Annotated in this window: 26 protein-coding genes; 14 read left to right on the top strand and 12 right to left on the bottom strand. The window is 71.8% G+C overall.

The features are described from left to right. Positions 1-155: 155 nt before the first annotated feature. The 3 genes from AB0D59_RS17800 to AB0D59_RS17810 all read right to left on the bottom strand — a co-directional run bounded on the left by AB0D59_RS17800 (position 156) and on the right by AB0D59_RS17810 (position 3,753). Positions 156-1,421 carry an FAD-dependent oxidoreductase gene (locus AB0D59_RS17800; protein ID WP_362565775.1) on the bottom strand — a complete coding sequence of 422 codons (1,266 nt, stop codon included), beginning with the start codon at positions 1,419-1,421 and terminating at the stop codon, positions 156-158. Positions 1,422-1,579: 158 nt separating this feature from the next. Next, positions 1,580-2,860, bottom strand: a complete 1,281-nt coding sequence (locus AB0D59_RS17805) for a deoxyguanosinetriphosphate triphosphohydrolase (RefSeq protein WP_362565777.1) — start codon at positions 2,858-2,860, stop codon at positions 1,580-1,582. 158 nt (positions 2,861-3,018) lie between these two features. Then, complete coding sequence (locus tag AB0D59_RS17810; RefSeq protein ID WP_362565779.1) at positions 3,019-3,753, bottom strand: sirohydrochlorin chelatase; 735 nt, start codon at positions 3,751-3,753, stop codon at positions 3,019-3,021. A gap of 189 nt (positions 3,754-3,942) precedes the next feature. On the opposite strand from AB0D59_RS17810, the gene AB0D59_RS17815 reads away from it, so the two are divergent. Next, positions 3,943-4,641: an ElyC/SanA/YdcF family protein gene (locus AB0D59_RS17815; RefSeq protein ID WP_362565781.1), complete on the top strand. Its 699-nt coding sequence runs from the start codon at positions 3,943-3,945 to the stop codon at positions 4,639-4,641. Positions 4,642-4,814: 173 nt separating this feature from the next. Here the strand turns inward: AB0D59_RS17815 and AB0D59_RS17820 are convergent, their stop codons facing one another. Continuing rightward, a complete protein-coding gene (locus tag AB0D59_RS17820) occupies positions 4,815-6,221 on the bottom strand; it encodes an AMP-binding protein (RefSeq protein ID WP_362565783.1) in 1,407 nt (468 codons plus the stop codon). A gap of 251 nt (positions 6,222-6,472) precedes the next feature. Continuing rightward, a complete protein-coding gene (locus tag AB0D59_RS17825) occupies positions 6,473-6,925 on the bottom strand; it encodes a gamma-glutamylcyclotransferase family protein (RefSeq protein ID WP_362565785.1) in 453 nt (150 codons plus the stop codon). Positions 6,926-7,103: 178 nt separating this feature from the next. On the opposite strand from AB0D59_RS17825, the gene AB0D59_RS17830 reads away from it, so the two are divergent. Continuing rightward, positions 7,104-8,747, top strand: a complete 1,644-nt coding sequence (locus AB0D59_RS17830) for a M4 family metallopeptidase (RefSeq protein ID WP_362565786.1) — start codon at positions 7,104-7,106, stop codon at positions 8,745-8,747. 254 nt (positions 8,748-9,001) lie between these two features. Next, positions 9,002-9,676: a YceI family protein gene (locus AB0D59_RS17835; protein WP_362565787.1), complete on the top strand. Its 675-nt coding sequence runs from the start codon at positions 9,002-9,004 to the stop codon at positions 9,674-9,676. 32 nt (positions 9,677-9,708) lie between these two features. Here the strand turns inward: AB0D59_RS17835 and AB0D59_RS17840 are convergent, their stop codons facing one another. Together AB0D59_RS17840 and AB0D59_RS17845 are read right to left on the bottom strand one after the other, a co-directional pair. Beyond that, a complete protein-coding gene (locus tag AB0D59_RS17840) occupies positions 9,709-9,951 on the bottom strand; it encodes a hypothetical protein (RefSeq protein WP_362565789.1) in 243 nt (80 codons plus the stop codon). Further along, complete coding sequence (locus tag AB0D59_RS17845) at positions 9,948-10,196, bottom strand: hypothetical protein (protein WP_362565973.1); 249 nt, start codon at positions 10,194-10,196, stop codon at positions 9,948-9,950. Before AB0D59_RS17845 ends, AB0D59_RS17840 begins: the two co-directional genes overlap by 4 nt. Positions 10,197-10,338: 142 nt before the next feature. Between AB0D59_RS17845 and AB0D59_RS17850 the strand changes: the two genes are divergently transcribed. Continuing rightward, a complete protein-coding gene (locus AB0D59_RS17850) occupies positions 10,339-10,737 on the top strand; it encodes a Scr1 family TA system antitoxin-like transcriptional regulator (RefSeq protein ID WP_362565790.1) in 399 nt (132 codons plus the stop codon). Here the strand turns inward: AB0D59_RS17850 and AB0D59_RS17855 are convergent. Next, positions 10,682-11,071: a hypothetical protein gene (locus tag AB0D59_RS17855; RefSeq protein ID WP_362565791.1), complete on the bottom strand. Its 390-nt coding sequence runs from the start codon at positions 11,069-11,071 to the stop codon at positions 10,682-10,684. The genes AB0D59_RS17850 and AB0D59_RS17855 overlap by 56 nt on opposite strands. Before the next feature lie 623 nt (positions 11,072-11,694). On the opposite strand from AB0D59_RS17855, the gene AB0D59_RS17860 reads away from it, so the two are divergent. The 7 genes from AB0D59_RS17860 to AB0D59_RS17890 all read left to right on the top strand — a co-directional run bounded on the left by AB0D59_RS17860 (position 11,695) and on the right by AB0D59_RS17890 (position 17,967). Further along, complete coding sequence (locus tag AB0D59_RS17860) at positions 11,695-12,219, top strand: hypothetical protein (protein ID WP_362565792.1); 525 nt, start codon at positions 11,695-11,697, stop codon at positions 12,217-12,219. A gap of 223 nt (positions 12,220-12,442) precedes the next feature. Beyond that, positions 12,443-13,066 (top strand): class F sortase, encoded by a 624-nt coding sequence (locus AB0D59_RS17865; protein ID WP_362565793.1) that lies wholly within the window; start codon positions 12,443-12,445, stop codon positions 13,064-13,066. A 249-nt stretch (positions 13,067-13,315) separates the two neighbouring features. Beyond that, on the top strand, positions 13,316-13,519 hold the full coding sequence (locus AB0D59_RS17870; protein ID WP_362565795.1) for a hypothetical protein: 204 nt from the start codon (positions 13,316-13,318) through the stop codon (positions 13,517-13,519). Then, on the top strand, positions 13,519-16,128 hold the full coding sequence (gene nirB / locus AB0D59_RS17875; RefSeq protein WP_362565796.1) for a nitrite reductase large subunit NirB: 2,610 nt from the start codon (positions 13,519-13,521) through the stop codon (positions 16,126-16,128). The genes AB0D59_RS17870 and nirB overlap by 1 nt, the downstream gene beginning before the upstream one ends. After that, the gene (gene nirD, locus AB0D59_RS17880; RefSeq protein WP_362565798.1) at positions 16,125-16,502 is read left to right on the top strand and encodes a nitrite reductase small subunit NirD; all 378 of its coding nucleotides are present in this window, start codon (positions 16,125-16,127) and stop codon (positions 16,500-16,502) included. The genes nirB and nirD overlap by 4 nt, the downstream gene beginning before the upstream one ends. Before the next feature lie 29 nt (positions 16,503-16,531). After that, complete coding sequence (locus AB0D59_RS17885; protein WP_362565799.1) at positions 16,532-17,116, top strand: helix-turn-helix domain-containing protein; 585 nt, start codon at positions 16,532-16,534, stop codon at positions 17,114-17,116. Positions 17,117-17,196: 80 nt separating this feature from the next. Beyond that, positions 17,197-17,967 (top strand): glucose 1-dehydrogenase, encoded by a 771-nt coding sequence (locus AB0D59_RS17890; RefSeq protein WP_362565801.1) that lies wholly within the window; start codon positions 17,197-17,199, stop codon positions 17,965-17,967. A 21-nt stretch (positions 17,968-17,988) separates the two neighbouring features. Here the strand turns inward: AB0D59_RS17890 and AB0D59_RS17895 are convergent, their stop codons facing one another. The 3 genes from AB0D59_RS17895 to AB0D59_RS17905 all read right to left on the bottom strand — a co-directional run bounded on the left by AB0D59_RS17895 (position 17,989) and on the right by AB0D59_RS17905 (position 20,370). Continuing rightward, positions 17,989-18,927 (bottom strand): oxidoreductase, encoded by a 939-nt coding sequence (locus tag AB0D59_RS17895; protein ID WP_362565802.1) that lies wholly within the window; start codon positions 18,925-18,927, stop codon positions 17,989-17,991. A 178-nt stretch (positions 18,928-19,105) separates the two neighbouring features. Continuing rightward, entirely contained in the window at positions 19,106-19,717 is a 612-nt protein-coding gene (locus AB0D59_RS17900) for a YciI family protein (RefSeq protein WP_362565803.1), read from the bottom strand. 89 nt (positions 19,718-19,806) lie between these two features. Then, on the bottom strand, positions 19,807-20,370 hold the full coding sequence (locus AB0D59_RS17905; RefSeq protein ID WP_362565805.1) for a helix-turn-helix domain-containing protein: 564 nt from the start codon (positions 20,368-20,370) through the stop codon (positions 19,807-19,809). 78 nt (positions 20,371-20,448) lie between these two features. On the opposite strand from AB0D59_RS17905, the gene AB0D59_RS17910 reads away from it, so the two are divergent. Further along, positions 20,449-21,258, top strand: a complete 810-nt coding sequence (locus AB0D59_RS17910) for an SDR family NAD(P)-dependent oxidoreductase (protein WP_362565806.1) — start codon at positions 20,449-20,451, stop codon at positions 21,256-21,258. Between the two features lie 24 nt (positions 21,259-21,282). Here AB0D59_RS17910 and AB0D59_RS17915 read toward each other — a convergent pair whose 3' ends face one another. After that, entirely contained in the window at positions 21,283-22,446 is a 1,164-nt protein-coding gene (locus AB0D59_RS17915; protein WP_362565807.1) for an alpha-hydroxy-acid oxidizing protein, read from the bottom strand. 134 nt (positions 22,447-22,580) lie between these two features. On the opposite strand from AB0D59_RS17915, the gene AB0D59_RS17920 reads away from it, so the two are divergent. Both AB0D59_RS17920 and AB0D59_RS17925 read left to right on the top strand, forming a co-directional pair. Further along, entirely contained in the window at positions 22,581-23,597 is a 1,017-nt protein-coding gene (locus AB0D59_RS17920) for an Lrp/AsnC family transcriptional regulator (protein ID WP_362565808.1), read from the top strand. A 93-nt stretch (positions 23,598-23,690) separates the two neighbouring features. Further along, a complete protein-coding gene (locus tag AB0D59_RS17925; protein WP_362565809.1) occupies positions 23,691-24,401 on the top strand; it encodes a rhomboid family intramembrane serine protease in 711 nt (236 codons plus the stop codon). Positions 24,402-24,507 lie beyond the last annotated feature (106 nt).

The raw sequence follows: 24,507 nt of genomic DNA on the forward strand, positions 1-24,507 counted from the left end.
GGGCGGACCGACAGTCCCGGGTCGCGTGGAGCGCCTGGGCAGGAGCGCGGGGCTCTTGCCCGATATGCGGCTCCGCCGCGCGGGCGCGAGCGGCCACGACGGCACCGCAACCCGCCACGACAGCGCCGCAACCCGCCACGACGGCTCCCGGCCCCCTAGGCGACAAGGCTGTCCAACGGCACATGCGGATCCGCCAGGGCCTCCGTGTCCACGGCCTCCCCCGAAACGATCAGCTTCTGGATCGGCTCTGTGACATCCCACACGTTCACGTTCATCCCGGCCAGCACCCGCCCCTCCTTCAGCCAGAACGCGATGAACTCCCGCTTCCCCGCGTCCCCGCGGATGACGACCTCGTCGTAGGACCCGGCCGGCGCCCACCCGCTGTACTCCATCCCGAGGTCGTACTGGTCGGAGAAGAAGTAGGGCACCCGGTCGTAGGGCACGTCACGGCCCAGCATCGAGCGCGCCGCCGCCGGACCGCCGTTCAGCGCGTTGGCCCAGTGCTCCACCCGCAGCCGGGTGCCGAACAGGGCGTGCGGGAAGGAGGCCACGTCGCCGGCCGCGTAGATGTCGGGGTCGGACGTCCGCAGCCGTTCGTCGACGACGATGCCGCCGCCGTGCGCCCGGTCGGCGATCTCCAGCCCCGCCGCCTCGGCGAGCCCGACCCGCGGCGCCGCGCCGATCGCCGCGAGGACGTCGTGCGCCGGGTGCTCCTCGCCGTCGTCGGTGCGGGCGGCGAGCACCATGCCGTCCTGCCCGACGATCTCGGTGAGCTGTACGCCGAAGCGGAACCGGACCCCGTGCTCCTGGTGCAGCTGGGCGAAGACATTGCCCAGCTCGGGCCCGAGCACGCCGTGCAGCGGGGTCGGACCGTGCTCGATGACGGTGACCTCGGCACCGTACGTCCGGGCCGCCGCCGCGACCTCCAGGCCGATCCAGCCGGCGCCCGCGATGACGAGGTGCCCGTTGTCCCGGCCGAGGGCGGCGAGGACGCCCTTGAGGCGCTCCGCGTGCGCGAGGCGGCGCAGGTGGTGGACGCCGGCCAGGTCGGTGCCGGGGATGTCGAGGCGGCGGGGCTCGGCGCCGGTGACGAGCAGCAGCTTGTCGTAGCGGACGATCGTGCCGTCGTCGCCGAACCGGACGGTCTTGGCGGCGCGGTCGATCCGGTCCACGGTCTGGCCGAGGTGCAGCTCGATGTCGTTCCGCGCGTACCAGGCGGGCTCGTGCACGAAGACGCTGTCGCGCTCCTCCTTGCCGAGCAGATAGCCCTTGGAGAGCGGCGGCCGCTCGTAAGGGTGGTCGCGTTCGTCGCAGATCAGTATCACCCGGCCGCTGAAGCCCTCGGCTCGGAGCGTCTCGGCCGCCTTCGCGCCGGCGAGTCCGCCACCGACGATGACGAATGTCTGGTCCGCGTCGACCACTTGATGCCTCCTCGTAAGGGTGCCGCCACATATGCCACCCACATGCGCCGCACTGTGAGCCTCCCGCACGCAGCGTGATGCGGGAAGAGGGAGTGACCTCCGCTGACGCGATCATGACCCGATCAGGCCACGAGGAGTCACAGAGGGTCACAAAGTGTTCACATACGCCCCGTCAGCCTCGCATGCGACGACCGCGCGGAGGCGTCGGTGAGCGAGGCGATCTGATCGACGATCACGCGTTTGCGGGCGTGGTCGTCGGCCGCCGCGTCGAACAGCGCCCGGAACTGCGGGTCGAGGCCGTCGGGGGCGCGGCGGGTCAGCGCCTCGGCCAGCTCGGCGACGACGACCCGCTGCTCGGCGCGGATCCGCTCCTGTTCGGCACGCTGCATGACGTAACGGTGCGCGATCGCCTTCAGCACCGCGCACTCCATCCGGGCCTCGCGCGGTACGACGAGTTCGGCGCCGTAGCGGGTGAGTCGGCCGGTGCCGTACCTCTCGCGGGTGGCGGCCTCCGCGGCCAGGCAGAAGCGGCCGATGAGCTGGCTGGTGGCGTCCTTGAGGCGGGCCTGGGCCACCGCGGTGCCGTCGTAGCCGTGCGGCCACCACTCCTCGTCCTGGAGCCGGTCGAGGGCGGCGGCGAGTTCGGCGGGGTCGGTGCCGGCCGGTACGTATCTGCCGACGGCGACCGCGTAGACCTCCTGCCGTTCCGGTTCGGCGTGCAGGCAGTTGGGGTCGATGTGGCCGGCGTGCAGGCCGTCCTCGACGTCGTGCACGGAGTAGGCGACGTCGTCGGACCAGTCCATGACCTGCGCCTCGAAGCAGGTGCGGGTGCCGGGGGCCTCCTTGCGGACCCAGTCGAAGACCGGGCGGTCGTCCTCGTACACACCGAACTTCGGGGACGCCGGGTCGGTGGGGTGCGCGCCGCGCGGCCACGGGTACTTGGTGGCCGCGTCCAGGGCGGCACGGGTGAGGTTGAGGCCGACGGAGCCCTCGGGCGTGAACCGTTTGGGCTCGATGCGGGTGAGGAGGCGCAGGGACTGGGCGTTGCCCTCGAAACCGCCGCAGTCGTCCGCGAACTCGTTCAACGCCTGTTCGCCGTTGTGACCGAAGGGCGGGTGGCCGAGGTCGTGGGAGAGACAGGCGGCCTCGACGAGGTCGGGGTCACAGCCGAGGGCGGCGCCCAGCTCCCGGCCGACCTGGGCGCATTCGAGGGAGTGGGTGAGGCGGGTGCGGGGGCTGGCGTCCCACATCTGGCTGGGGTTGCCGGGAGTGACGACCTGGGTCTTGCCGGCGAGCCTGCGCAGCGCCCCGCTGTGCAGGACGCGGGCGCGGTCCCGCTGGAAGGCGGTGCGGCCGGGGCGCTTGTCGGGTTCGGGGGCCCAGCGGTCGGCTGACGCCGGGTCGTAGGCCGAGGAGCGTGCGGGTGCGGGGACTGCCATGGTTCGACAGTACGGGGCGCTAGTGACAAACGGGTGTTTGGTGCGCCCGGCCATGGGGTGGGTCGGGTCCGGTGCGCGAGTACGGGTGTGTGGGGGCCGGTCGCGCCCACGCGGCGCAGCCGCACATCGACACGGCCCCGCCCCTCCTCCAGGGTGCCCTAGGCCGCTGCCGTCACCGGCGTTTGCCGGGCCCGCTCGTACCGGTGCAGGATCAGGCCGGCCATCGCGTCGTGGGCTCCCAGTGGGGCCGATGCCAGCCACGGAGCCCGGGCCGCGCACTCTGTCGCGAAGCGGCCGGGGGCCGTGAAACAGGACGCCACGGCGATGTGGCGGCGGCCCCTCGCGCGCAGGGCGTGCACCGCGTCCGTGACCGTCGGCGTGGCCGCCGAGGCGTAGCCGGGGAGGACCGGGACGCCCAGGCGGGCCGACAGGAGGCCGGCCGTCCGCTGCGTGTCGAGCCTGGACTCCGGGTCACGGGAGCCGGCCGCCGCCAGGACGACGGCGCTCGCGGGACGGGGGCGCCAGCCGGCCTCCAACAGGCGGGCGTGCAGGGTGTCGACGAGCAGGGGGTGCGGGCCGAGGGGGCCGGCGATGCGCGTGGGCGCCTGCGCTGCCGCCGCCGTCTCCGGGATGTCCCGCTTGACGTGGTGGCCGCGGCTGAGGAGGAGCGGGACCAGGACGGCCGGGGTGTCACCGAGGGCCGCGAGGGTGTCCGGGAGCAGCGGCTCGTTCAGCTCGATGTGACCGAGGTGCACGGACAGCTCGGGGCGCAGTTCGCGCACCCGGTCCATCAGGGCCCGCACGGTGCTGAGCGCACGCGGGTCACGGCTGCCGTGGGCCACCAGGACCAGGGCGGGCGGGCCGGGGCGCGGAGGAAGGTCGGACACGGTCATGCAGGGATCCTCGCCGGACGGGATTGCACCCCCGTTGCCTGACCGTCACGAGAGTTTTCATACCCTTCACGGCACGAATCCGGCCGCTGTGAGCGAACCGGAACGCCTCGGCCTGCGTCCTCCAAGGTCGGAGCCGCCGGGGGAGGCCACGGGGAAGCCGGGGAGAAGAAGTCGAGGGGGAACAACCGTATGAAGATCCGCCGACCGCGTCTGCCGCGCACCCCTACCGGCAGACGGCGCCTGGTGCAGGGCGTGATGGCCGGCTGCGTGCTGGCGCTGCTGCCGGCCACCTGGCTGTACGTGTCGACGGCCGACCGGCTGCACACGGTGGCGGACGTACCCCGCACCGACGTCGCCGTCGTCTTCGGCGCGGGCCTGTGGGACGGCGAGCCGTCGCCGTACCTCGCCCACCGCCTGGACGCGGCGGCGAAGCTGTACCGGGAGGGCCGTATCAAGGTCGTCCTCGTCACCGGCGACAACAGCCGGAAGGACTACGACGAGCCGGACGCCATGCGCACCTACCTCAGGACGCACGGGGTACCGGACAAGCGGGTCGTCACCGACTACGCCGGCTTCGACACCTGGGACTCCTGCGTCCGCGCGAAGAAGATCTTCGGCGTGGACCGGGCGGTACTGATCAGCCAGGGCTTCCACATCCGGCGCGCGGTGGCGCTGTGCGAGGCGGCGGGGATCGAGTCGTACGGCGTCGGGGTCGACGACAAGCACGACGCGACCTGGTACTACGGCGGGACGCGGGAGGTCCTCGCGGCGGGCAAGGCGGCCCTGGACGTGCTCTTCGAGCCGAACCCCCAGTTCCTCGGCAAGAAGGAACCGGGGGTCGCGAAGGCCTTGGCCGCAGCGACCCGCCAGGCCCGCCGGCCTGGTTAGGCCGGTCAGGTCGGTTACGCCCGTCAGGTCGGATACGCCGGTCGACCGGCCCGGATACGCCGGTCAGACCGGCGAGGCCCGTCGGCCGGTGGGCCCGTCAGCCGGTCAGGCCCACCGGCAAGTCAGATCCGCCGGCCGGCCGGGCCCGTCGGCCGTTCAGACCCGTCGGCCGGTCAGGAGCGCTGGGCAGCCTCGGCGTACGCGGCCGCCGCCCTGGCCGTGGCCGCAGCCGAGGCCGAGGCCGAGGTTGCAGCCGAGGCCGAGGTTGCAGCCGCGACCGTGGTTGCAGCCGCGACCGTGGCCGGTTGGTCTGGGCGGCCGCCGGTGGTGCGCGGGCGGAACGCGTGGGTCTCGGCCCGGTCTTCGGCGGCGCGGCCGAGGTGTTCGAGGCCGCCGTCGGAGGTCCAGCGGCCGAGCGCGCCGGTGCGGAGCATGGCGCGGCCCTCGCCGAGGAACGGATCGGGTGCGTACCGCCCGGCGCTCGGCCCGCCGTCGCCGAGGTGCCCCGCCGGGACGCAGTCGCCGCCCGCCCACACCTCGCCGGTCTCGCCGATGGGCAGCGGCCGGCGGTCGGCGTCGAGGACGTACACCGTGGTGTTGGCGAGGGGGCGGCCGACGGCCGGTCGCCCGGCGGCCGGGTCGTGGCGGCCCATGGTGCTGACGACGGTCGCCTCGGCCGGACCGCGGCAGTCGAAGAGGGCGGCCCGGCGCGACCAGCGGTCGGCGAGCGGACGCGGCGGGCCGGGCTCCCCGGCGACGGCGACCGTGCGCAGCCGCGGGCAGGCGGCCGGGTCGATGCCGGACAGCACGGCCGGGGTGGCGATCAGGACGGTCGCGGTGCCGGCCGCGCCGGCGGGGTCCGCGCCGCGGATGACCAGGGTGGCGCCGCGGGTGAGGCAGCCGAGGATCTCCCAGGCGGCCAGGCCGGAGGCGACGCCGAGGAGTTGGGCCACCCGGTCGCCGGGGCGGATGCCGAGGCCGCCGGGTTCGGTGAGCAGCAGGTTGGTGACGTTGCGGTGGGTGACCTTCACGCCTTCGGGGCGGCCGGCGGCGAAGAGGACGTGGCAGCCGTCGTCGGGGTGCGGGGGCACGATCGTGGTGGCCCGCTGGTACGGCACGGGGTCGTCGAGGGCGATGAGCCGGTGTCCGTCGGGGAGCGGGACGCGCGGGGCGTGTTCCTTCTGGGTGAGGACCACTCGGGTGCGGGCGGTGCGGATGACGTGGGCGAGCCGCTCCGGGGGTGTGCGGCCGATGTCCTGGGGGACGTAGGCGGCGCCCGCCTTGAGGACGGCGAGCAGGCCGACCAGCATCGGGATGGAGCGGCGGGCGAAGAGGCCGACATGGTCGCCGGGGCGGACGCCCTCGCGGACCAGGTGGGCGGCGAGGGCGCCGGCGTAGCGGTCGAGTTCGCCGTAGGTGAGGGTCGCGCCGTGGTGTTCGGCGGCTACGGCGTGGGGGTGGACGATCGCGTGGCGTTCGATCGCGCGGTGGACGAGCGGTTCGTGGACGGGTGCGCCGGCGCCGCGGCCGTACTGCCAGAAGAGGTGCTGGTCGCGGGGGGTGAGGTGACGCAGAGGCATGGCTCGGAGACCTCCTGGCTGCATGCGTGTACGTGGGGGGAGGCCGGGTCCGGGTGCGGCGGGGGCCCGGACCGGGCCGTGGAGCGGAACAACGAGATGCCGAACGTCGTACGGGGTGCTGCGTGGTGCGCGGAGCTTCGCGAACAGGTGCACGACTGTAGTCCGGCCCCTTGAAGTCTCAACGGTGACCGATCGGCCAACCCCGGCACGGAACAAGCCACATGGGCCATGCGAGGTCGCCGGGGCCACGGCTACGACGCGGTGGGGCCGGGCCGCCCGCGGGCCGGCCAGTCACCGCCCTCGACACGACGGCCGGCCGCACGCAGTTCGGCGGCCACGGCGGCCCCCGCGAGGTACACCCAGGCCCGGACGGCGGCCCCGTCCCGCCGTCGTACGACGTCCCGCTCCACGCGCACGTACAGACCGCGCGGGTCCCCCGGCACGCACTCCTCCAACTCGTCGAGTTCCAGGAGGAGTCGGTCGTACGACTCCGGGTGGGCGGTGACCAGTTCGCCGCACACGTCTGCGCCGGGTTCCTCGACGGCGTAGGGGTAGCCGGGCCCGTCGTACAGCACCGCGCCCGGGAGCCGGCCGGGTTCCTCGGACACGGTCCGCCCCCGCAGGAACAGGTCGTGGTTGATCTCGCCGGGGCGGAGCGTGCCGTAGACGAAGAAGGGGAGGTGGCGAGGGTTCCGGGCGGTCACAGAAAGGATTCTCCACCCCCTCCACCCCCACACACATCTCCATGGAGGCGCTATGGACATGGATTGTCATGGCCTCTTAAATCGCAGTCGTCATCAGCGCCACCCCCACGCCCCTGAGGCGTATCTCCAAGGAGATGCGCCACCCCCACGCCCCTGAGGCGCATCTCCAAGGAGATCGATGAGCCGGACACGGAACACCCGAGTTTCCCGTCTCGCCACGGCCGGCGTCGCCGCCACCACCGCGACCCTGCTGGCCGCCGCGCTCTCCCCCGCCGCCCACGCCGACGCGAGACCGACCCGGGCCACCGCGATCGAGAACGCGGCGCAGGCGCTCGTCCAGTACGCCGGCGCCCTCGGACTCACCTCCACCGAGGGCACCAAGGTCCGCGACGTGGTCGTCGACAAGAACGGCACCCAGCACGTCCGTTACGACCGCACCTACCGCCAACTCCCGGTGCTGGGCGGCGACTTCGTCGTCCACCTCAAGGCGGACGGCGCCTACCGCAGCGCCGACCGGGCGACCCGGAGCAAGATATCCCTCGCCTCGATCGTCCCGGACATATCCGCCCCGAAGGCCGCCGACCTCGCGGTGAACGCGCTGCGGGCGGCGAACCTCGGCGACGCGCTGAAGCAGGTGAAGGCCAGGCCCGAGCTGGTCGTCGACGCCCTGCACGGCACCCCGAAGCTGGCCTGGCGCACCAACGCGGTCGGCAAGGACTCGCTCGGCAACCCGGTCGCCCGCACGGTACTGACCAACGCCCGCACCGGCGCCCAGATCGACGCCTGGGACAGCATCGAGACGGCCACGGGCGACGGCAAGTCGCTGTACAGCGGCACGGTTCCGCTGGAGACGACGCTCTCCGGATCGACCTACAACCTCACCGACCCGACGCGCGGCAACACGTACACGGGGGACGCGGCCAACAAGACGGACCTGTGCGTCTTCGGCATCTGCATCGTCCGGGCGCCGTCGACGGTGTTCACCGACGCCGACAACCACTGGGGCACCGGGGCGACTTCGGACCGTTCCTCGGCGGCCGTCGACGCCCAGTACGGCACCAACGAGACCTGGGACTACTACAAGAACGTCCACGGCCGCACCGGCATCGCCGGCGACGGCAAGGGCTCGTACAACCGCGTCCACTACGGCAACAGCTACAACAACGCCTTCTGGGACGACAGTTGCTTCTGCATGACGTACGGCGACGGTGACGGGACCACCTTCGGCCCGCTGGTCGCGCTGGACGTGGCGGGCCACGAGATGACCCACGGCGTCACCTCCAAGACCGCGGCGCTGACCTACTCGGGCGAGTCCGGCGGCCTGAACGAGGCGACCTCCGACATCCTCGGCACGCTGGTGGAGTGGTACGCGAACAACTCCTCCGACCCGGGCGACTACCTGATCGGCGAGGAGATCGTCCGCTCCGGCTTCGGCAAGGCGGCACTGAGGTTCATGGACCAGCCGTCGAAGGACGGGAATTCGGCGGACTACTGGAGTTCGTCGGTGGGGAACCTGGACGTGCACTACTCGTCGGGCGTCGCCAACCACTTCGCCTATTTGTTGGCGGAGGGCAGCGGCGCGAAAACCATCAACGGCGTGAGCTACAACTCGCCGACGTACAACGGCTCGACGGTGACGGGGATCGGGCGGGACAAGCTGGGGGCCATCTGGTACCGCGCCCTGACGGTCTACATGACGTCCTCGACGAACTACGCGGGCGCGCGGACGGCGACGCTGAACGCGGCGAAGGACCTGTACGGGACGGGGAGCACCGAGTACAACGCGGTGGCCGCGGCCTGGAGCGCGGTGAACGTGAACTGACCTCCGGTTCGGGACGGCCGCCCCGGTGAACGAACCGGGGCGGCCATCACATACACCCCACATAAAAGGGAATACCGCAATTCAAGGAACATGCGGAATTAACGAACACGCGGAATTCTGGAATTCCGGAGCCCTTCCTGGGTGGATTCCATGGGGAGGTTGTGCAGTTTCGGTGACGACTCGCTGGTTTACCGAACTCCGTTGACCGGTCCGGCACTTGCGGCAATTCTTGTTGTGCACTAACTAGATAAATCATGAACTTGTTCAGCCGCCCCCTCACGTCCCGCCGCGCAGCCGCCCCCACGGCTCCGCCGCGCCCCACGGTCGCCCCGGCTGCCCCCTCCCCCACCTCCGCCCCCGTCCTCCTCGACCCCGCCCTGGCCGCCCTCTCCGGCGAATGGATCGTCGACCCGGCCCACAGCAGAATCGGTTTCTCGGTCCGGCACGCGATGGTGACGACGGTCCGCGGGGCCTTCGCCGAGTACAAGAGCCGTCTCTACTTCGACGGCCGCGACCCGTCCCGCTCCCAGGCGGAGCTGATCATCTCCACGGGGAGCGTCGACACGGGCGTGGAACAACGCGACGCCCATCTCGTCGGCCGCGACTTCCTGGACGCGGCGACCTACCCGCGCATGCGCTTCGCCAGCACGGCGGTCCGTCTCAAGTCCCCCGACGTCTACGTCATGACCGGCGACCTGACCATCAGGAACACGACGCGCCCGGTGGACCTGGAGCTGACCTACATAGGCAACGTCACGGACCCCTTCGGCTACCAGCGCGTCGGCTTCGACGGCACGACCACCATCAACCGCATGGACTGGGGCCTGTCGTACAACTCCCGCCTGGCGGAGGGCGGCGCGATGGTGAGCGAGACGGTACGGCTGCAGTTCGACATCGCGGCGATCCGGATGACGCCGGAAGGGGGCTGAGGTGCAACTGCGCCATCAGGGCGAGGAGTCGTTCAAAGGGATGGAATGAGCCTGACCACAGTCACGGTCAGGACGGACCCGGAGACGTAGTAGAGCACGATGGCACCGAGGACCGTGGCCTCGCGGCGGTCGCGCTCGCCCCTTACGCCGGCCGACCCGTGCCCGTACGGATCTCGTCCGACGGTCGCCGCCATCGCTTCCCTGAACGCATGGGCATCGCGCATCTTGGCCAGGGTGTCATCGGCGGGCGGGGCGTAAGTGATGCGGTAGTTCAAGCGACGCCCCGCCTCTCGGCCTCGTCCGCCGCCAGGCGCTGCAGCAGCGCCTCTGCCTCCGGGTCGGGAACCGCTTCGAGCATCCAGTGCCGCATGACCGCATGGATGTCCTGCACACCGGCCTCGCCGATTGCCCGGTCGAACTCCTCGCGGCGCTTCTCGGGGAGGGCCGCGCGAATGTCGGGGATGCTGTTGGGAACCTCGACCTCGACGCCGTTGACGAAGGTCTTCAACGGTTCGGCCATGGTCGTCCTCCTCAAGAGCGGGCGTGCGCTGCCGCCACCGTAATCGGCGAGCACGGCCGGCCGCGCGAGATCGAGCTCGCACCACACGGACTTGCCGACGGTGTGCCCGTCGACGCCCCATCGGTCGGCGATCTCACCCACGATGAGCAGCCCGCGGCCGAACATCTCCACCTGCGACGTATCGCGCGGGCTCGGCAGCAACCCCCCTTTCGGGTCGGACACGGACACTCACAACTTCCCTGGCGGCGCAGCAACAGCCCGCGGTCAACTCGGCCAGCTCGCGGAGGTGGCCGAGCTGCCAAACGTTTCACTGCGAATCTTCCCCTTTGGCAGAGGTACACATCCAGGGTTGAACGGCTCATTCAACATCATGTCGTTCGCCGAGTCAGGCGCCATGGATGTCGTCTACGTGGAAGCTCCGTTCGCTCAACGATGGGTCGAGGGCGGAAACGGCGCTGCGGCCTACGATGAGCTATTTGAAATGATCACCGAACACGAACGATTCTGTCTGCGCCGACGAGCCGGTCAACCTCCATCATGATCCGATACGCCACCGCGGCCGATTCCACCACCGCATCCCACAACGGCGACGCGATATATTCCACATCCGACTTATCAGTTCCCTCCCGCCCCAGCAGCTCATCAAGGGCCAAGCCCAACCCCGCCAGCGCTGCAGTCTCCTGCCGCGAGGCCAGAACCGTGCCCAAGGTTGCGACCGGGTCGTCCAGAACCAGGGTGTCGTCGTACAGGATGTTGAGATTCATCGTGAAGTCGTCGAAGTAGCCCTCCCCGGGATAGACCCGCCCGATCCATACGCGCTCCTGATGGGCCCTGTCGGACAGCGCCTTAACAGCAGAGATGACGTTGTGCCTCATCTCCGGGAATCGCACCATGTCAGCCGAAGACGAGCTCAACGTCGTTCTCCACACAAAACAAGAAATCCGCCAACACGCTCTACGCCGACCTCACATTCCGGAACTTCCCCGGCAGTGAGGGGAGACAGGCCGAGGGCACTCGACCGCCTCGTGAGGATGGGCGAGTTGCCGCCGGTCGACCTCTGGCCCTGGCGGGCCCTCTCGTGCGCTGCGGCACTGCAGGAACACGGCGCCGGCACGTACCCGCCCCGCGGGCCCGTACGAGGGCAAAGGACCCAGCCACCTGTCGGGAGGCCGGGGGCCGGTACGTGCCGGAGTGATTCTGGACGGCCTGGTCCTGCCGCTTCCGCGGACCGCAGCGGTCCACCGGTGGACCCGCCGGAAGGTCCCCACGACGGGGGTCACCCGTTCACCCCCGACAGGACCCGCCGTTCGTGTGTTTTTCATACTGGACCCTTCGTAAGCCCCCTGACCTGCCGGAACTCCCCCGCAACCGCTGCCTCGACCCCTCTCCGTGACACCCATTCATCCCACACCTGACGGAATCTCAGGGAGCGGGCCCGGCCCGTTGGCTTTTACCTCGGAAGAGCAAGGGAGTGGGACGAGCTCGACGAGGGAGCACCATGCGACGCACTGTCCGTCCACTGACCGGGGCCGCGCTCGCCGTGGCCGCGGCCGGTCTCGCCGCCGCGCCGGCGTACGGCGGCAGTACCGGCAGCCTGGACGTCTACCCGTCGACCGCGGCACCGGGCGCCCAGGTCTCGGTGAACACGGCCGCCTGCGGGGAGAAGTCGTCAGCTGTCGGCGACGCCAGTTCGGTCGGCGCCGGGACGTTCACGCTCGCGCCCAGCACCCATGAGGACGAGGCGATCGGCCAGTTCCAGGTGCCGCCCAGCGCGCAACCGGGGACGTACGAGATCGTCGCGAAGTGCGCCGAGGGGACCCGGCAGGTGACCGGCGACCTGGTGGTGGCACTGATGCCGGGCGCCGGCGGGCCGGTGCAGCCCCACGGCAGTGTGAAGACGGGGGTCGGTGGTGCTCTGGGCACCGACCCCGTGCAGACCGCGGCAGGTGTGACGGCTCTGGCCGTCGCCGCCGCGGGCGGTACCTGGCTCCTGCATCGCCGGGCGAGAGGCGACGGGATCTGACGGACACCCTCCGCTGTCCGTCCGCCGGTACCGCACATCCCACCCCCTCCGGGTCCGACGCCCCTCGCGGCCCGGAGGGGGTAGGGGGTCAGGTTTGTTAGAGGCTGTCACTTTCGCGATGCCTCTCACTTTCGTCAGAGGTGGCGCCCCTGCCGCACCGGGTCGCTCCCGCTAGCCCCTCACCCCCGCGTTAGAAGCTCTGACCTCGGAAAAAGGGGTTCGCATGCGCAAGATCGGGGACACCGCGATAGCCGCCGTAACCGTCATAGCGCTCGGCTCAGGCGTCTGGCTGCTCGGCCCCGGCTCCGGACCGCACACCGCACCACCCCAGCCGTCCGCCGCCGAGGGCCGCCCCGACCCCGGCGAGGAACACCTCGAAGCCCCGGCGCTGCCCCCGTCCCCGCCCACCCGTATCCGCATCCCCGAGATCCGGGTGAACGCCCCTCTCATGGGCCTCGCCCTCACCGCCGCCGGCAGCCTCGACGTCCCGCCCGCCGGCAACAAGAACCTCGCCGGCTGGTACGAGTCGGGCACCGCACCCGGCGAGACCGGGACCGCGGTCGTCGCCGGCCACGTGGACAACACCGAGGGCCCCGCCGTCTTCTACGACCTCGGCGCCCTCAAGCGCGGCGCGACCATCGAGGTGGACCGGCAGGACAAGACCGTCGCCGTCTTCACGGTCGACGCGGTGGAGGTGTACCAGGCCCGGGACTTCCCCGACGAGAAGGTCTACGGAGCCGCGCGACGCCCCGAGCTCAGAGTGATCACCTGCGGCGGCGGCTACTCCCGGACCACCGGCTACCAGGGAAACGTCGTCGTCTTCGCCCACCTGACGGGAAGCCGCTGACGAACGGCCGCCCAAGGCCGTACCCCCGGCCGTCCACCCCAGGCCGTACACCGGCCGTCCGCCGTCGGCGCGGACCCCGCAGGCCGCCGGGGCGCGCCGCCCGCTCCCCCGCGTTTCCCCACCTCACAGTGCCCGCCGACCCGGCCCCAGACCCCTCACACCCCACCCCCACCTCCGAAGAGGGCAGCGTTCCGTGCGGGAAACAGCGGGGATGCGGCCGGGTAACGTCCGCCGCGCACGCTCCTGGGCATGACCTCGCATACACGTGTGGTGGTGATCGGCGCCGGCCTCGAGGCGCACCCCGACGGCCGGTGGCGGGACGTGGGCGAACCGCGCTCCCGCGGCCCGCACCACAGCCACCCGACCGGCGAGGCCGAGGCACGCCCCGGCGACGACGCCGTACCGCTCGCCGTCGCCGCCCCGGGCGCGTTCACCCACGATGGAGGCTCCTGATGACCGCCACCCCGGGGGCCACCCCCACGATCGTGCTCGTCGGCCACGGGATGGTCGGGCAGCGTTTCCTCGAAGCGCTGGCCGAGCGCGGCCTGACCGCCACGCACCGCGTGGTCGTGCTGTGCGAGGAGCCGCGTCCCGCGTACGACCGGGTCGCCCTCACCTCGTACTTCACGGGCACGTCCGCCGACGAACTCTCCATGACGGACATGGAGTTCATCGACGCCCACGGCATCGAGCTGTACGTCGGCGACCCGGCGGAGACGGTCGACCGCGCGGCGCGGACGGTGACGGCCGGGTCCGGCCGGGTCTTCGGCTACGACACGCTCGTGCTGGCCACCGGCTCGTACCCGTTCGTGCCGCCGGTCCCCAACAAGGACGCCGACGGCTGCTTCGTCTACCGCACGATCGAGGACCTGCTGGCGATCGAGGCGTACGCGAAGTCAAGGGCGACCGTGGGTGCCGTGGTCGGCGGCGGACTGCTCGGACTCGAGGCGGCCGGCGCGCTGAAGGGGCTCGGACTCGCCGCGCACATCGTGGAGTTCGCGCCCCGGCTGATGCCGGTGCAGGTGGACGCGGGCGGTGGCGCGGCCCTGCTGCGCACCATCGAGGAGACGGGCCTGAGCGTGCACACGGGCGTGGGCACCCAGGAGATCGTGACGGACGACGCGGGCGCCGTCGTCGGCATGAAGCTGTCCGACGGCACCGAACTCGCCACCGACATGGTGGTGTTCAGCGCCGGGGTGCGGCCGCGGGACCAACTCGCCCGGGACTGCGGCCTTTCCGTCGGCGAGCGTGGTGGCATCGCCGTCGACGAGCAGTGCCGTACGGTGGACGACCCCCGGGTGTTCGCGATCGGCGAGTGCGCGCTGGCGGCGGACGGCCGGGTGTACGGCCTGGTGGCGCCCGGGTACGAGCAGGCGGCGACGGCCGCGGCCACCATCGCACAGGACGAATCCGCCTTCACCGGCGCCGACCTGTCCACCAAGCTCAAACTGCTCGGCGTCGACGTGGCCTCCTTCGGCGACGCGCACGGGACGACCGAGGACTGCCTGGACGTCGTCTACTCCGACGCCCGCTCGGGCCTGTACAAGAAGCTGGTCATCGGCCGGGACGGCACACTGCTCGGCGGCATCCTGGTCGGCGACGCGGACGCGTACGGCACGCTGCGCGCCCTCACCGGCTCGGTACCGCCCCTCTCCCCGGAGTCCCTGGTGCTGCCGGCCGGTGCGAGCGGCGGCGCCCGGCTCGGCCCGTCCGCGCTCCCCGACGAAGCGGTCGTCTGTTCCTGCCACAACGTCAGCAAGGGCACCATCCGCGGCGCCGTGACCGAGCACTCCTGCACCACCGTGCCGGAGGTCAAGAAGTGCACCAAGGCCGGTACCGGCTGCGGCAGTTGCGTCAAGGTCCTCGGCCAGCTGGTCACGGCCGAGCTGGAGGCGTCCGGCGTCGAGGTCGACAAGGGGCTGTGCGGCTGCTTCGCGCAGACCCGCGAGGAGCTGTACGAGATCGTCCTCGCGCTGCGCGTCAACACCTACCGGGAGCTGCTCGACCGTTACGGCCGGGAGGACGCCCGGGGCGGCGACGGCTGCGAGGTCTGCAAGCCGGCGGTGGCGTCGGTCATCGCCTCCCTCGCCCCGGTGATCGGCGCGAGCGGCTATGTCCTGGACGGCGAACAGGCGGCGCTCCAGGACAGCAACGACCACTTCCTCGCCAACCTCCAGAAGAACGGCTCGTATTCGGTCGTCCCGCGCATCCCCGGCGGCGAGATCACCCCCGAGGGCCTGATCGTGATCGGTGAGATCGCCCGGGACTTCGGCCTCTACACGAAGATCACCGGCGGTCAGCGGATCGACATGTTCGGCGCGCGGGTGGAGCAACTCCCGCTTATCTGGACGCGGTTGGTGGACGCCGGCTTCGAGTCCGGGCACGCGTACGGCAAGGCGCTGCGCACGGTGAAGTCGTGCGTCGGACAGACCTGGTGCCGCTACGGTGTCCAGGACTCGGTCCGGATGGCGATCGACCTGGAGCTGCGCTACCGGGGCCTGCGGTCGCCGCACAAGCTCAAGTCGGCGGTCTCCGGGTGCGCCCGCGAGTGCGCGGAGGCCCAGTCGAAGGACTTCGGTGTCATCGCCACGGCGGGCGGCTGGAACCTCTACGTCGGCGGCAACGGCGGCGCCACTCCGCGCCACGCGGACCTGCTCGCCCAGGACCTGACCGACGCTGAACTGGTCCGGCTGATCGACCGCTTCCTGATGTTCTACATCCGTACGGCGGACCGCCTGGAGCGCACGTCGACCTGGCTGGAGCGGATCCCGGGCGGCCTGGACCATGTCCGTGACGTGGTGGTCGAGGACTCCCTCGGCATCTGCGAGGAGCTGGAGTCCCTGATGGCGGCGCACGTGGCCCACTACGCCGACGAGTGGGCGTCGACCATCGCCGACCCCGACAAGCTCGCCCGGTTCGTGTCCTTCGTCAACGCCCCCGACACCCCCGACCCGGTCGTCGGGTTCGTGCCCGAGCGCGACCAGACGAAGCCCGACCTGCCCCTGCTCTCGATCGGCCTGCGCCCCGCCGAAGATGTTCTGGAAGGAAGCGCCCAGCGATGACCCTGGCACCCGAGACCACCGAGCTGAAGGTCCAACTCCTGCTGGAGGACAGCTGGTTCACGGTCTGCGACCTGAGCCGGCTGACCCCAGGCCGGGGCGTGGCCGCGCTCCTTGCGGACGGCCGCCAGGTCGCCGTGTTCCGCGACCGCGCGGACCGCCTGTACGCCATCGACAACCGCGACCCCTTCGGCGGCGCGGCGGTCCTCTCCCGCGGCCTGACCGGCACCCACCAGGGCCGCGCGTTCGTCGCCTCGCCGCTGCTGAAGCAGCGCTTCGACCTGGAGACGGGCCAGTGCCTGGACGACGAGACGGTACGGGTGGCGGCGTACGAGGTGCGTGCCGCGCATGCCTCCCCGCACGGCAATCTTGACTGATCGTTCTAGATGGCCCTAGGTTCTGCCCCATGGCCAGGACCAAGGAGTTCGACCCGGACGCCGCGCTGCTGTCAGCCCTGGAGCTGTTCTGGCGGCGCGGCTACGAGGCGACGTCCATGGCCGACCTGGTCGAGCACCTGGGCATCGGGCGGGCCAGCCTCTACGCGACCTTCGGCAGCAAGCACGACCTGTACCTGAAGGCCCTGGAGCGCTACCAGCAGGACCGCCTCCCGCCCCTCCTGCGGAACCTGTCCCGGCCGGGCCCGGTCCTGCCGGCCGTACGCGCGCTGGTGCGGCAGTACGCCGACGAGTCCGCGACCGACGACCTGCGGCTGCGCGGCTGCATGGTCACCAACACGGCGGCGGAGCTGGCCCCGCACGACCCGGCGGCGGCGCGCAGCGTCGAGCGCAACTGGGACGGGCTGGAGACCGTGCTGCACTCGGCCCTGGCCAGGGCCCAGGCCCAGGACGAACTGTCCGCCGGCCGCGATCCGCTGGCCCTCGCCCGCACCCTGCTGGTACTGCTCCAGGGCCTGCGGGTGGTGGGCAAGGCGTCGACGGACCCGGCCCGGGTGCGGGATGCGGCGGAGCAGGCGCTGCGACTGCTGGACTGACGGACACCCCTCCGCACCGAGGGGTGTTTCTTTCTGACCTTATTCTGAACCGTACGTTCCAAAAAAAGGGGAGATCACTCATGACCACCGGGAAGCGTTTCGCGGGTCGTACGGCCCTGGTCACCGGCGCCGGCAGCGGCATCGGCCGGGCCATCGCGCTGGCGTTCGCCGCGGAGGGCGCGCGAGTGGTCGTGGCCGGCCGCCGCGAGGAACCCCTGAAGGAGACGGTCGCGCTGGTCGAGGAGCGGGGCGGCGAGGGGCTGGCGGTGTCGGCCGACGTCTCGCGGGCGGGGGACGCGGAGGAACTGGTGGCGGCCGCCGTGGCGCGCTTCGGCTCACTGGACGTGGCGGTGAACAACGCGGGGATCTTCCGGGGCGGGGCACCGCTGACCGACCTTCCGGAGGCCGACTGGCACGAGCAGCTGTCGGTCAACGTCACCGGCGTGCACCTGGCGCTGCAGGCGGAGATCCGCCGGATGCGCACCCAGCCGGCCGGCGGCGCGATCGTGAACGTCTCCTCCACGTTCGGTGCCCACGTCACCTCCGCCGGGGCCGCCGCGTACTCGGCGACGAAGGCGGCTGTGACGGCGCTGAGCCGGGGTGCGGCGCTGGACCACATCCGGGACGGGGTCCGGATCAACGTCGTGAGCCCGGGGGCGACGGCCACGCCGATGTCGCTGCGCGCGGGCGAGACGGAGCGGGACCGTGCGGAACGGGCGCGGGCCACTCTCCCCCTGGCCCGTATCTCCTCGACGCAGGAGATCGCGGCGGCCGTGCTGTACCTGGCCTCGGACGATGCGGCGTCGGTGGTGGGCACCGACCTGGTGGTGGACAGCGGCGGCTCGCTGTAACGCCCAGGGCTCCTCGGGTTCCTAGAGCTCCTTCAGGGCGGCGGCGTAGGAGACCCCGGTGAGTTGCTCCGAGGCGTCCCAGAGGCGTTGCGCCATGGTGTCGTCGCGGGTCCAGGGCGCGCGCCGGGAGGGGGCCGGGGTGCCGCGCCACATCGCGATCGAGGGCCCGGTGAAGGAGTCGGGCCGTACGCCGGGGGCGGTGGCCGCGTACAGCGTGGGCAGCGCCCCGGCCTCGGCGGACTGTGCGAAGACGGCGTTCGCGGCCGTCATCACCCGTTCGGCCCCGCGCCGTCCTTCGGCACGGGGACCGGCGGTCTGCAGGTTGGTGGACGCGTACCCGGGATGGGCGGCGGCCGCGACGAGGTCGCCGCCGTGCGCGTCGACGCGCCGGGCCAGCTCGTGCACGAAGAGCAGGTTGGCGGTCTTGGACCGGCCGTAGGCGATCCAACGCCGGTAGCGGCGGCTGCTGTTGGGGTCGTCGAGGTCGACGTTGGCGAGGACGTGCATCATGCTGGAGACGGTGACGACGCGGGCGGCGGGGGTGCCCAGCAGGACGGGCAGGAGCAGCCCGGTGAGGGCGAAGTGCCCGAGGTGGTTGACCCCGAACTGCGTCTCGAAGCCGTCCGCGGTGGTCCCGTACGGCGGCGCCATCACCCCGGCGTTGTTGACGAGGAGATCGAGCCGGCCGTACGGGAACGAACCGGCGAAGTCCCGTACCGAGGCCAGGTCACCGAGGTCGAGCCGCCCGAACTCGATGTGCGCGTCGGGCACTTCGGCGGCCATCCGGTCCCCGGCCTCGTGTCCCCGCGCCTCGCTCCGGCAGGCGAGCACGACCCGGGCACCCTTGCGGGCCAGCTCCCGCGCGGTGACGTACCCGAGCCCGCTGTTGGCCCCGGTGACGACGGCGACGCGGCCGGTGAGATCCGGGATGTCGCCGCTTCTCCAGCCGCTGCTGCGCATGAGGGCGCCCTCCACAGGTGGGGATCTGTGTCGCGGCCAGCCTACGAGGACGGGGCACGCCAGGACACCGGACACGGCCGTACGCCCCGGACACGGCGGTCGTCGAGGACCTGCTGGAGCGCTGGGGCCGCGTGCCCGACGGTGAGGCGGCGCACGGGGGCGTGATCGCCCCGGCTCGTCACCGTCGTCCGCCGAACTCCCACTCGTACACCTCTGTCTCCGCGTACCGGTGCGGGGCCAGAACGGCCCGTGCCCGATCCGGGTCCGGGGCCCGGACCAGTGCGGCCGTGCCCAGCCAGGCGGTGGCGTCGTCGGACAGGAGCGGGCCGAAGGCGATCAGCTCGTCACGGTCGATGCCGGGCGGCAGGCCGAGGTCGGTGCCGGGGCCTGTGCCGGGGCCGGGCGACAGGTCGACGTCGGCCTCGGGTTCGGCTTCGGTATGTACCGGCCCCAGGCCGAGTACCAGGTACCGGCTGCCGCCGGCCCGGCCGCCGGGGAACTCCCACATGGTGCGGCCCAGCAGGTTGCGCCACCGGCGCAGCAGCACGTCCCGGTAGACGCCGGCCTGGTAGTTCGGTTCGTCGAAGGCGAACGCGCGGGCGGCGGCCGGATCCGGCAGACCGACGATGTGCACACTGCCGGTGAGCGTCTCACCGCCGGCACCGAAGGCCGGCCCGCGGGCGATCAGCTCCGTCTCGTACCGGTCCATGTAGGACCAGTGCTCCTCCACCAGCTCCCGGCGCAACGCCAGGGAATCGGCCCGGTCACGGTGGTAACAGAAGAACTCCATGGCCGAGAACCCTTCCGTACCGCGGGACGGCGTCTCAACAGGATTCCGGCGAGTGCCGGCACGCGAAGGGCGCGGGACGTCCACGGCGGCTACGGCCGCAACACCACCGCCACCGCCACACGGAGTTTCGCCACGAACTCCGCCCGGTCCGCGACCCGGTGCTTCCACCCCTCGCCGGCCGCCTGCAGGACCTCCGCGATCTGGCGGGGCGTGACGCTCCCTGTCTCCCGGCCGGAGTCGGTGATCGCCGCGGCGAGCGTGTCGAGGAAGGCGTCCCGGTGGTCGTCGTACATGCCGTGCAGCTGGGCGGTGCTGTGCTCCAGTAGATCGTCGACACCCTCGTTGAGGTGCGTGCCGACGTACCGGCCCAGGTTCGCGTCGAGGGCGGCCACGAGACGCGCGTCGAGATCCGCGCCGGGCGCGGCCAGCGCCGTACGGACGTCGCCCAGAGCCCGGTCCAGCTCCTGCCGCATGGTCTCGCGGAACAGCTCCTCCTTGCCGGAGAAGAGGAAGTACAGGCCGGGGCGGGAGATGTCCGCGGCCCGGGCCACCGCGTCCATCGACGTCTTGCGGTAGCCGAACGTCGCGAAAACGGTCAGCGCCGCCGCGAGCACCTGCTCGCGGCGCTGGATGTCCCCTCGGGTCGCGGTCATATGCACACCATACCGACTGGGCGTGCTATACATGTTTTGTAGATTCTGTTTAGTGGAGTGAGAGCGAGAGAGCACATCATGAGCAAGACCGTTCTGATCACCGGCGCTTCGACCGGCATGGGCGAGGCCCTCACCTTCGAGTACGTGGCGCGCGGCTGGAACGTCGCCGCCACCATGCGCGACCCCGCCAGGGCCAACCAGGCCTTCGCCGGCCTCGACAACGTCCTGGTCACGCGCCTCGACGTCACCGACGCCGCGAGCATCGAGCAGGCCGTGCGGGAGACCGTCGAGCGCTTCGGCGCCGTCGACGCGGTCGTCAACGCCGCCGGCTACGGACAGCTCGGTGCCGTCGAGGAGGTCAGCCCCGCCCAGGCGCGGGACCAGTTCGAGACCAACGTGGTGGGCATCGTCCAGGTGGTCCAGGCCGTCCTCCCGCACATGCGGGAACGCGGATCCGGCCACATCCTCAACGTCGGCTCCATGGGCGGCCACGTCAGCCTGCCCACCATGGCCGTGTACTGCGCCTCCAAGAGCGCCGTGCAGAACCTGACCGAGGGACTGGCCAAGGAACTCGACCCGCTGGGCATCCGCGTCACCCTGGTCGAGCCGGCCGGCTTCGACACCAACTTCGGGACCAGCGCCAAGCTCCCGGCCAGGTCCGTTGCGGACTACGCGGACTCCTACGCCGCCATGGCCGAGTTCGCCAAGCAGGCGGTACGGGGCGACCTCACCAGGTCCATGGCGGCCGTCGCCGACATCACCGGCGTCGAGGAGCCCCCGGTGCACCTGGCGGTGGCCACCGCCGGCCTGGAGATGGTGCGCGGCCACTTCGCCGAGCTGCTGGACGAGTACGCCCGCTGGGAGTCGGTCACGGCCGCCACCGACTGACGACCGCTCCCCCGGGCCGACGGGTCAGGCGACGCGCCGCAGTGCCTCGGGCGTGAGGTCGGCGAGCGTCGGATAGCCGTCGACGGCCATGATCAGGTCGGCCTCGGCCAGCAGGGTCCGCAGCACATGGACAAGGCCGGCTTCACCGCCGTACGCGAGACCGTACGCATAGGGACGGCCGACGCCCACGGCGGTCGCGCCCAGGGCCACCGCCTTGATGATGTCGGCTCCCGTCCGCACCCCGGAGTCGAACAGGACGGGCAGGCCGTCGGCCGCCTCGACCACGCCGGGCAGCGCGTCGAGGGCGGGAAGGCCGCCGTTGGCCTGGCGGCCGCCGTGGTTGGAGCAGTAGATGCCGTCCACGCCGGCGTCCTTCGCCCTGCGGACGTCCTCGGGGTGGCAGATGCCCTTGAGGATCAACGGCAGATCGGTGATCGACCGCAGCCAGGGCAGGTCGTCCCAGGTGAGCGGGTTGCCGAAGATGGCCGCCCACAGGGCGACCGTGCCCTGCGGGTCCTCCTGCGGACTGCGGCCGCCGAGCAGGGCGCGGAAGACGGGGTCGCTGGTGTAGTTGGCCAGGCAGTTCCCGCGCAGCTGCGGGAAGTTGCTGGTGCTCAGGTCCCGCGGCCGCCAGCCGGTGATCCAGGTGTCCAGGGTGACCACGATCCCCTTGAACCCGGCCTGCTCGGCCCGGTGCACCAGGCTCTCGGCCAGCCCCCGGTCGGTGGGGGTGTAGAGCTGGAAGAAGCCCGGGGTGTCGCCGAACTCGGCGGCGACCTGCTCCAGCGGATCGACGGTCAGCGTGGAGGCGACCATCGGTACGCCGGTACGGGCCGCGGCGCGCGCGACGGCGAGATCACCGTGGCCGTCCTGCGCGCACAGCCCGATCACCCCCACCGGCGCCATGAAAAGCGGCGCGGCCAGCCGCATCCCGAACAGGTCGACGGACAGGTCCCGCTCGCTCGCCCCCACCAGCATGCGGGGCACCAGCCCCCACCCCTCGAAGGCGCTGACGTTGACCCGCTGGGTCCGCTCGTCGCCCGCGCCGCCCGCGACATACGACCGCACCGAGGGAGCCATCGCGGCCTGGGCCAACGGCGCCAGCTCGTCGTACGTCATCGGGAACCGCGGCGTCACCCCGCGCAGCCCGTCGAGGTAGATCTCGTTCTGGTAGTCGGCGAAAGCCATGATCCAGACCTCCTTCACGCCCCCGCCCGCCGGATGCGGGCCCTCGGGTCCACAATGAGAGAGTGACGCGGCACAGCCCCGAAACACAGGATTCTCGCACCGTCGGTGCGGTCACGCAGGATGCTGTCCCCTCCTTGCTGAGCGAGGGCGAGCTGGCACTGATCAACGCACTGCAACTGCGCCCGCGCGCCTCCTGGACCGAACTCGGGCGCGCCCTGGACGTCGACCCGGTCACCGTGGCCCGCCGTTTCCACCGCCTCTCCGAGCAGGGCGCCGCCTGGGTCGGCTTCTCCCCCGGCCCACGCCTCCTCGAACAGATCTGTGTGGCCTACGTCGTGATCGACTGCGCCCCGGGAACCACGGCCCAGGTGGCCGAGGCCCTCGGCGCCCACCCGCACATGGTCACCATCGAACGCACGGCCACCGGCCACGACCTCCTCACCACGGTCGCCACCCGCGACCTGCCGGCCCTGTCCCGCTACACCCTCGACCGGCTCCCCCACCTGCCCGGCATCACAGCCGTACGGTCCCGGATCGTCACCCACATGTTCACCGAGGGCGGCCACTGGCGCATCGCGGCCCTGGCCCCCGCCCAACGCGCCCAGCTGGCACCCCCGCCCCCACCCCGCACCACCGCCACCCTCGCCGCCGAGGCCCATCCCATCGACCGCGTCCTGGTCACCCACCTCGCCCACGACGGCCGCGTCTCCTACCAGACCCTGGCGCGGCACCTCGGCGTCAGCCTCTCCACGGCCAAGCGCCGCATCGAAGACCTCACCCGCCGCGGCCTCCTCCGCTTCCGCTGCGACTTCGCCCGCCCCCTCGGCGGCTGGCCGGTCACCGTGACCTTCTGGGCGAAGGTCCCGCCCGCCGACCTCCCGCACGTCGGCCAGTCCCTCATCCGCCTCCCCGAGACCCGCAACTGCGCGGCGATCAGCGGCCCCCAGAACCTCATCCTCCAGTCCACCCTCCACTCCCTCGCCGACATCCCCCGCCTGGAGGCCCAACTGGCCACCGCCCACCCGACCCTGGACATCGCCGACCGGGTCATCACCCTGCGCCAGGACAAACTCCTCGGCCGCCTCCTGGACCCCCACGGCCGCTCCACCGGCGTCGTACCGGTGGACCTGTGGGCGGAGCCCGCGCTCTGACGGCGGGGCGCACAGCCCGGGACGGCCGTGCGGCGGGCTGTCGTAGAGTGCGGCGTGGTGGGGACGCGGAAGCAGTTCGAGGGGGAGCCTGCCGTGGGTGTGCCGAAGAAGGAGCGGGGCGGCGGAGTGCCGGGCAGTCCCGAGGAGATGATCGCGGAGGCGCGGAAGGCGTTCTTCGTGATGTTCGCGCTGCTCGCCGTCGTCTGGCTGGTGCAGCTCGCCAACTACGCCGACCACTACGCCCTCTCCCGGGACTACGCCGTGGTCTCCGGCGACGTCGGCACGCTGCCCGACATCCTGGTCGCACCCCTGCTGCACTGGAGCTGGGCGCACATCGAGAGCAACTCCGGCCCCCTGTTCGTCTTCGGGTTCCTCGCCGCCTACCGCGGGGTGCTGCGGTTCCTGGGGCTGACCCTGCTGATCGCGCTGAGCAGCGGTGTCGTGGTCTGGTTCTTCGAGAAGGGCGACGTGGCGACGGTCGGCGCCAGCGGCCTGATCTTCGGGTACTTCGGCTACGTCGTGGTACGCGGACTCTTCGACCGGCACCTGATCGACACGCTGATCGGCATCGTCATGGGCGCCTCCTTCGCCTACCTCCTCACCGTGGCCGTGCCCGGCACGCCGGGGGTGAGCTGGCTCGGACACCTCGGCGGGCTGCTCGGGGGCCTGGTGGGCGCCTGGCTCTTCCGGGACCGGCGCCCACGGGCCGGCACCGGCGAGGGGACCCCCCGAGCGGTGACCGGCGACGCCTCACACCCACGCTCCGACCTGCACAAGGAACTCGGCGACCTCGGCCTGCTCTGACGGCACGTCGTCTCGGTACTCCGGAAACACCCCGGGTCCGGGGGGGGGGCGGGGGGCGGCGGGCCGCCGGGGGGGGGGGGGGGGGGGGCGGGGGGGGTGAGATGGG

Source organism: Streptomyces sp. NPDC048417 (genome assembly GCF_040651615.1).
Taxonomy (GTDB): Bacteria; Actinomycetota; Actinomycetes; order Streptomycetales; family Streptomycetaceae; genus Streptomyces.

Excerpts from the sequence above, each read along its gene's own strand:
- AB0D59_RS17805 (WP_362565777.1), bottom strand. The coding sequence starts at position 2,860 with ATGGCAGTCCCCGCACCCGCACGCTCCTCGGCCTACGACCCGGCGTCA.
- AB0D59_RS17810 (WP_362565779.1), bottom strand. The coding sequence starts at position 3,753 with ATGACCGTGTCCGACCTTCCTCCGCGCCCCGGCCCGCCCGCCCTGGTC.
- AB0D59_RS17815 (WP_362565781.1), top strand. The coding sequence starts at position 3,943 with ATGAAGATCCGCCGACCGCGTCTGCCGCGCACCCCTACCGGCAGACGG.
- AB0D59_RS17820 (WP_362565783.1), bottom strand. The coding sequence starts at position 6,221 with ATGCCTCTGCGTCACCTCACCCCCCGCGACCAGCACCTCTTCTGGCAG.
- AB0D59_RS17830 (WP_362565786.1), top strand. The coding sequence starts at position 7,104 with ATGAGCCGGACACGGAACACCCGAGTTTCCCGTCTCGCCACGGCCGGC.
- AB0D59_RS17835 (WP_362565787.1), top strand. The coding sequence starts at position 9,002 with ATGAACTTGTTCAGCCGCCCCCTCACGTCCCGCCGCGCAGCCGCCCCC.
- AB0D59_RS17845 (WP_362565973.1), bottom strand. The coding sequence starts at position 10,196 with ATGGCCGAACCGTTGAAGACCTTCGTCAACGGCGTCGAGGTCGAGGTT.
- AB0D59_RS17850 (WP_362565790.1), top strand. The coding sequence starts at position 10,339 with ATGAGCAGCCCGCGGCCGAACATCTCCACCTGCGACGTATCGCGCGGG.
- AB0D59_RS17855 (WP_362565791.1), bottom strand. The coding sequence starts at position 11,071 with ATGAGGCACAACGTCATCTCTGCTGTTAAGGCGCTGTCCGACAGGGCC.
- AB0D59_RS17860 (WP_362565792.1), top strand. The coding sequence starts at position 11,695 with ATGCGACGCACTGTCCGTCCACTGACCGGGGCCGCGCTCGCCGTGGCC.
- AB0D59_RS17865 (WP_362565793.1), top strand. The coding sequence starts at position 12,443 with ATGCGCAAGATCGGGGACACCGCGATAGCCGCCGTAACCGTCATAGCG.
- AB0D59_RS17870 (WP_362565795.1), top strand. The coding sequence starts at position 13,316 with ATGACCTCGCATACACGTGTGGTGGTGATCGGCGCCGGCCTCGAGGCG.
- nirB (WP_362565796.1), top strand. The coding sequence starts at position 13,519 with ATGACCGCCACCCCGGGGGCCACCCCCACGATCGTGCTCGTCGGCCAC.
- nirD (WP_362565798.1), top strand. The coding sequence starts at position 16,125 with ATGACCCTGGCACCCGAGACCACCGAGCTGAAGGTCCAACTCCTGCTG.
- AB0D59_RS17885 (WP_362565799.1), top strand. The coding sequence starts at position 16,532 with ATGGCCAGGACCAAGGAGTTCGACCCGGACGCCGCGCTGCTGTCAGCC.
- AB0D59_RS17890 (WP_362565801.1), top strand. The coding sequence starts at position 17,197 with ATGACCACCGGGAAGCGTTTCGCGGGTCGTACGGCCCTGGTCACCGGC.
- AB0D59_RS17895 (WP_362565802.1), bottom strand. The coding sequence starts at position 18,927 with ATGCGCAGCAGCGGCTGGAGAAGCGGCGACATCCCGGATCTCACCGGC.
- AB0D59_RS17900 (WP_362565803.1), bottom strand. The coding sequence starts at position 19,717 with ATGGAGTTCTTCTGTTACCACCGTGACCGGGCCGATTCCCTGGCGTTG.
- AB0D59_RS17905 (WP_362565805.1), bottom strand. The coding sequence starts at position 20,370 with ATGACCGCGACCCGAGGGGACATCCAGCGCCGCGAGCAGGTGCTCGCG.
- AB0D59_RS17910 (WP_362565806.1), top strand. The coding sequence starts at position 20,449 with ATGAGCAAGACCGTTCTGATCACCGGCGCTTCGACCGGCATGGGCGAG.
- AB0D59_RS17915 (WP_362565807.1), bottom strand. The coding sequence starts at position 22,446 with ATGGCTTTCGCCGACTACCAGAACGAGATCTACCTCGACGGGCTGCGC.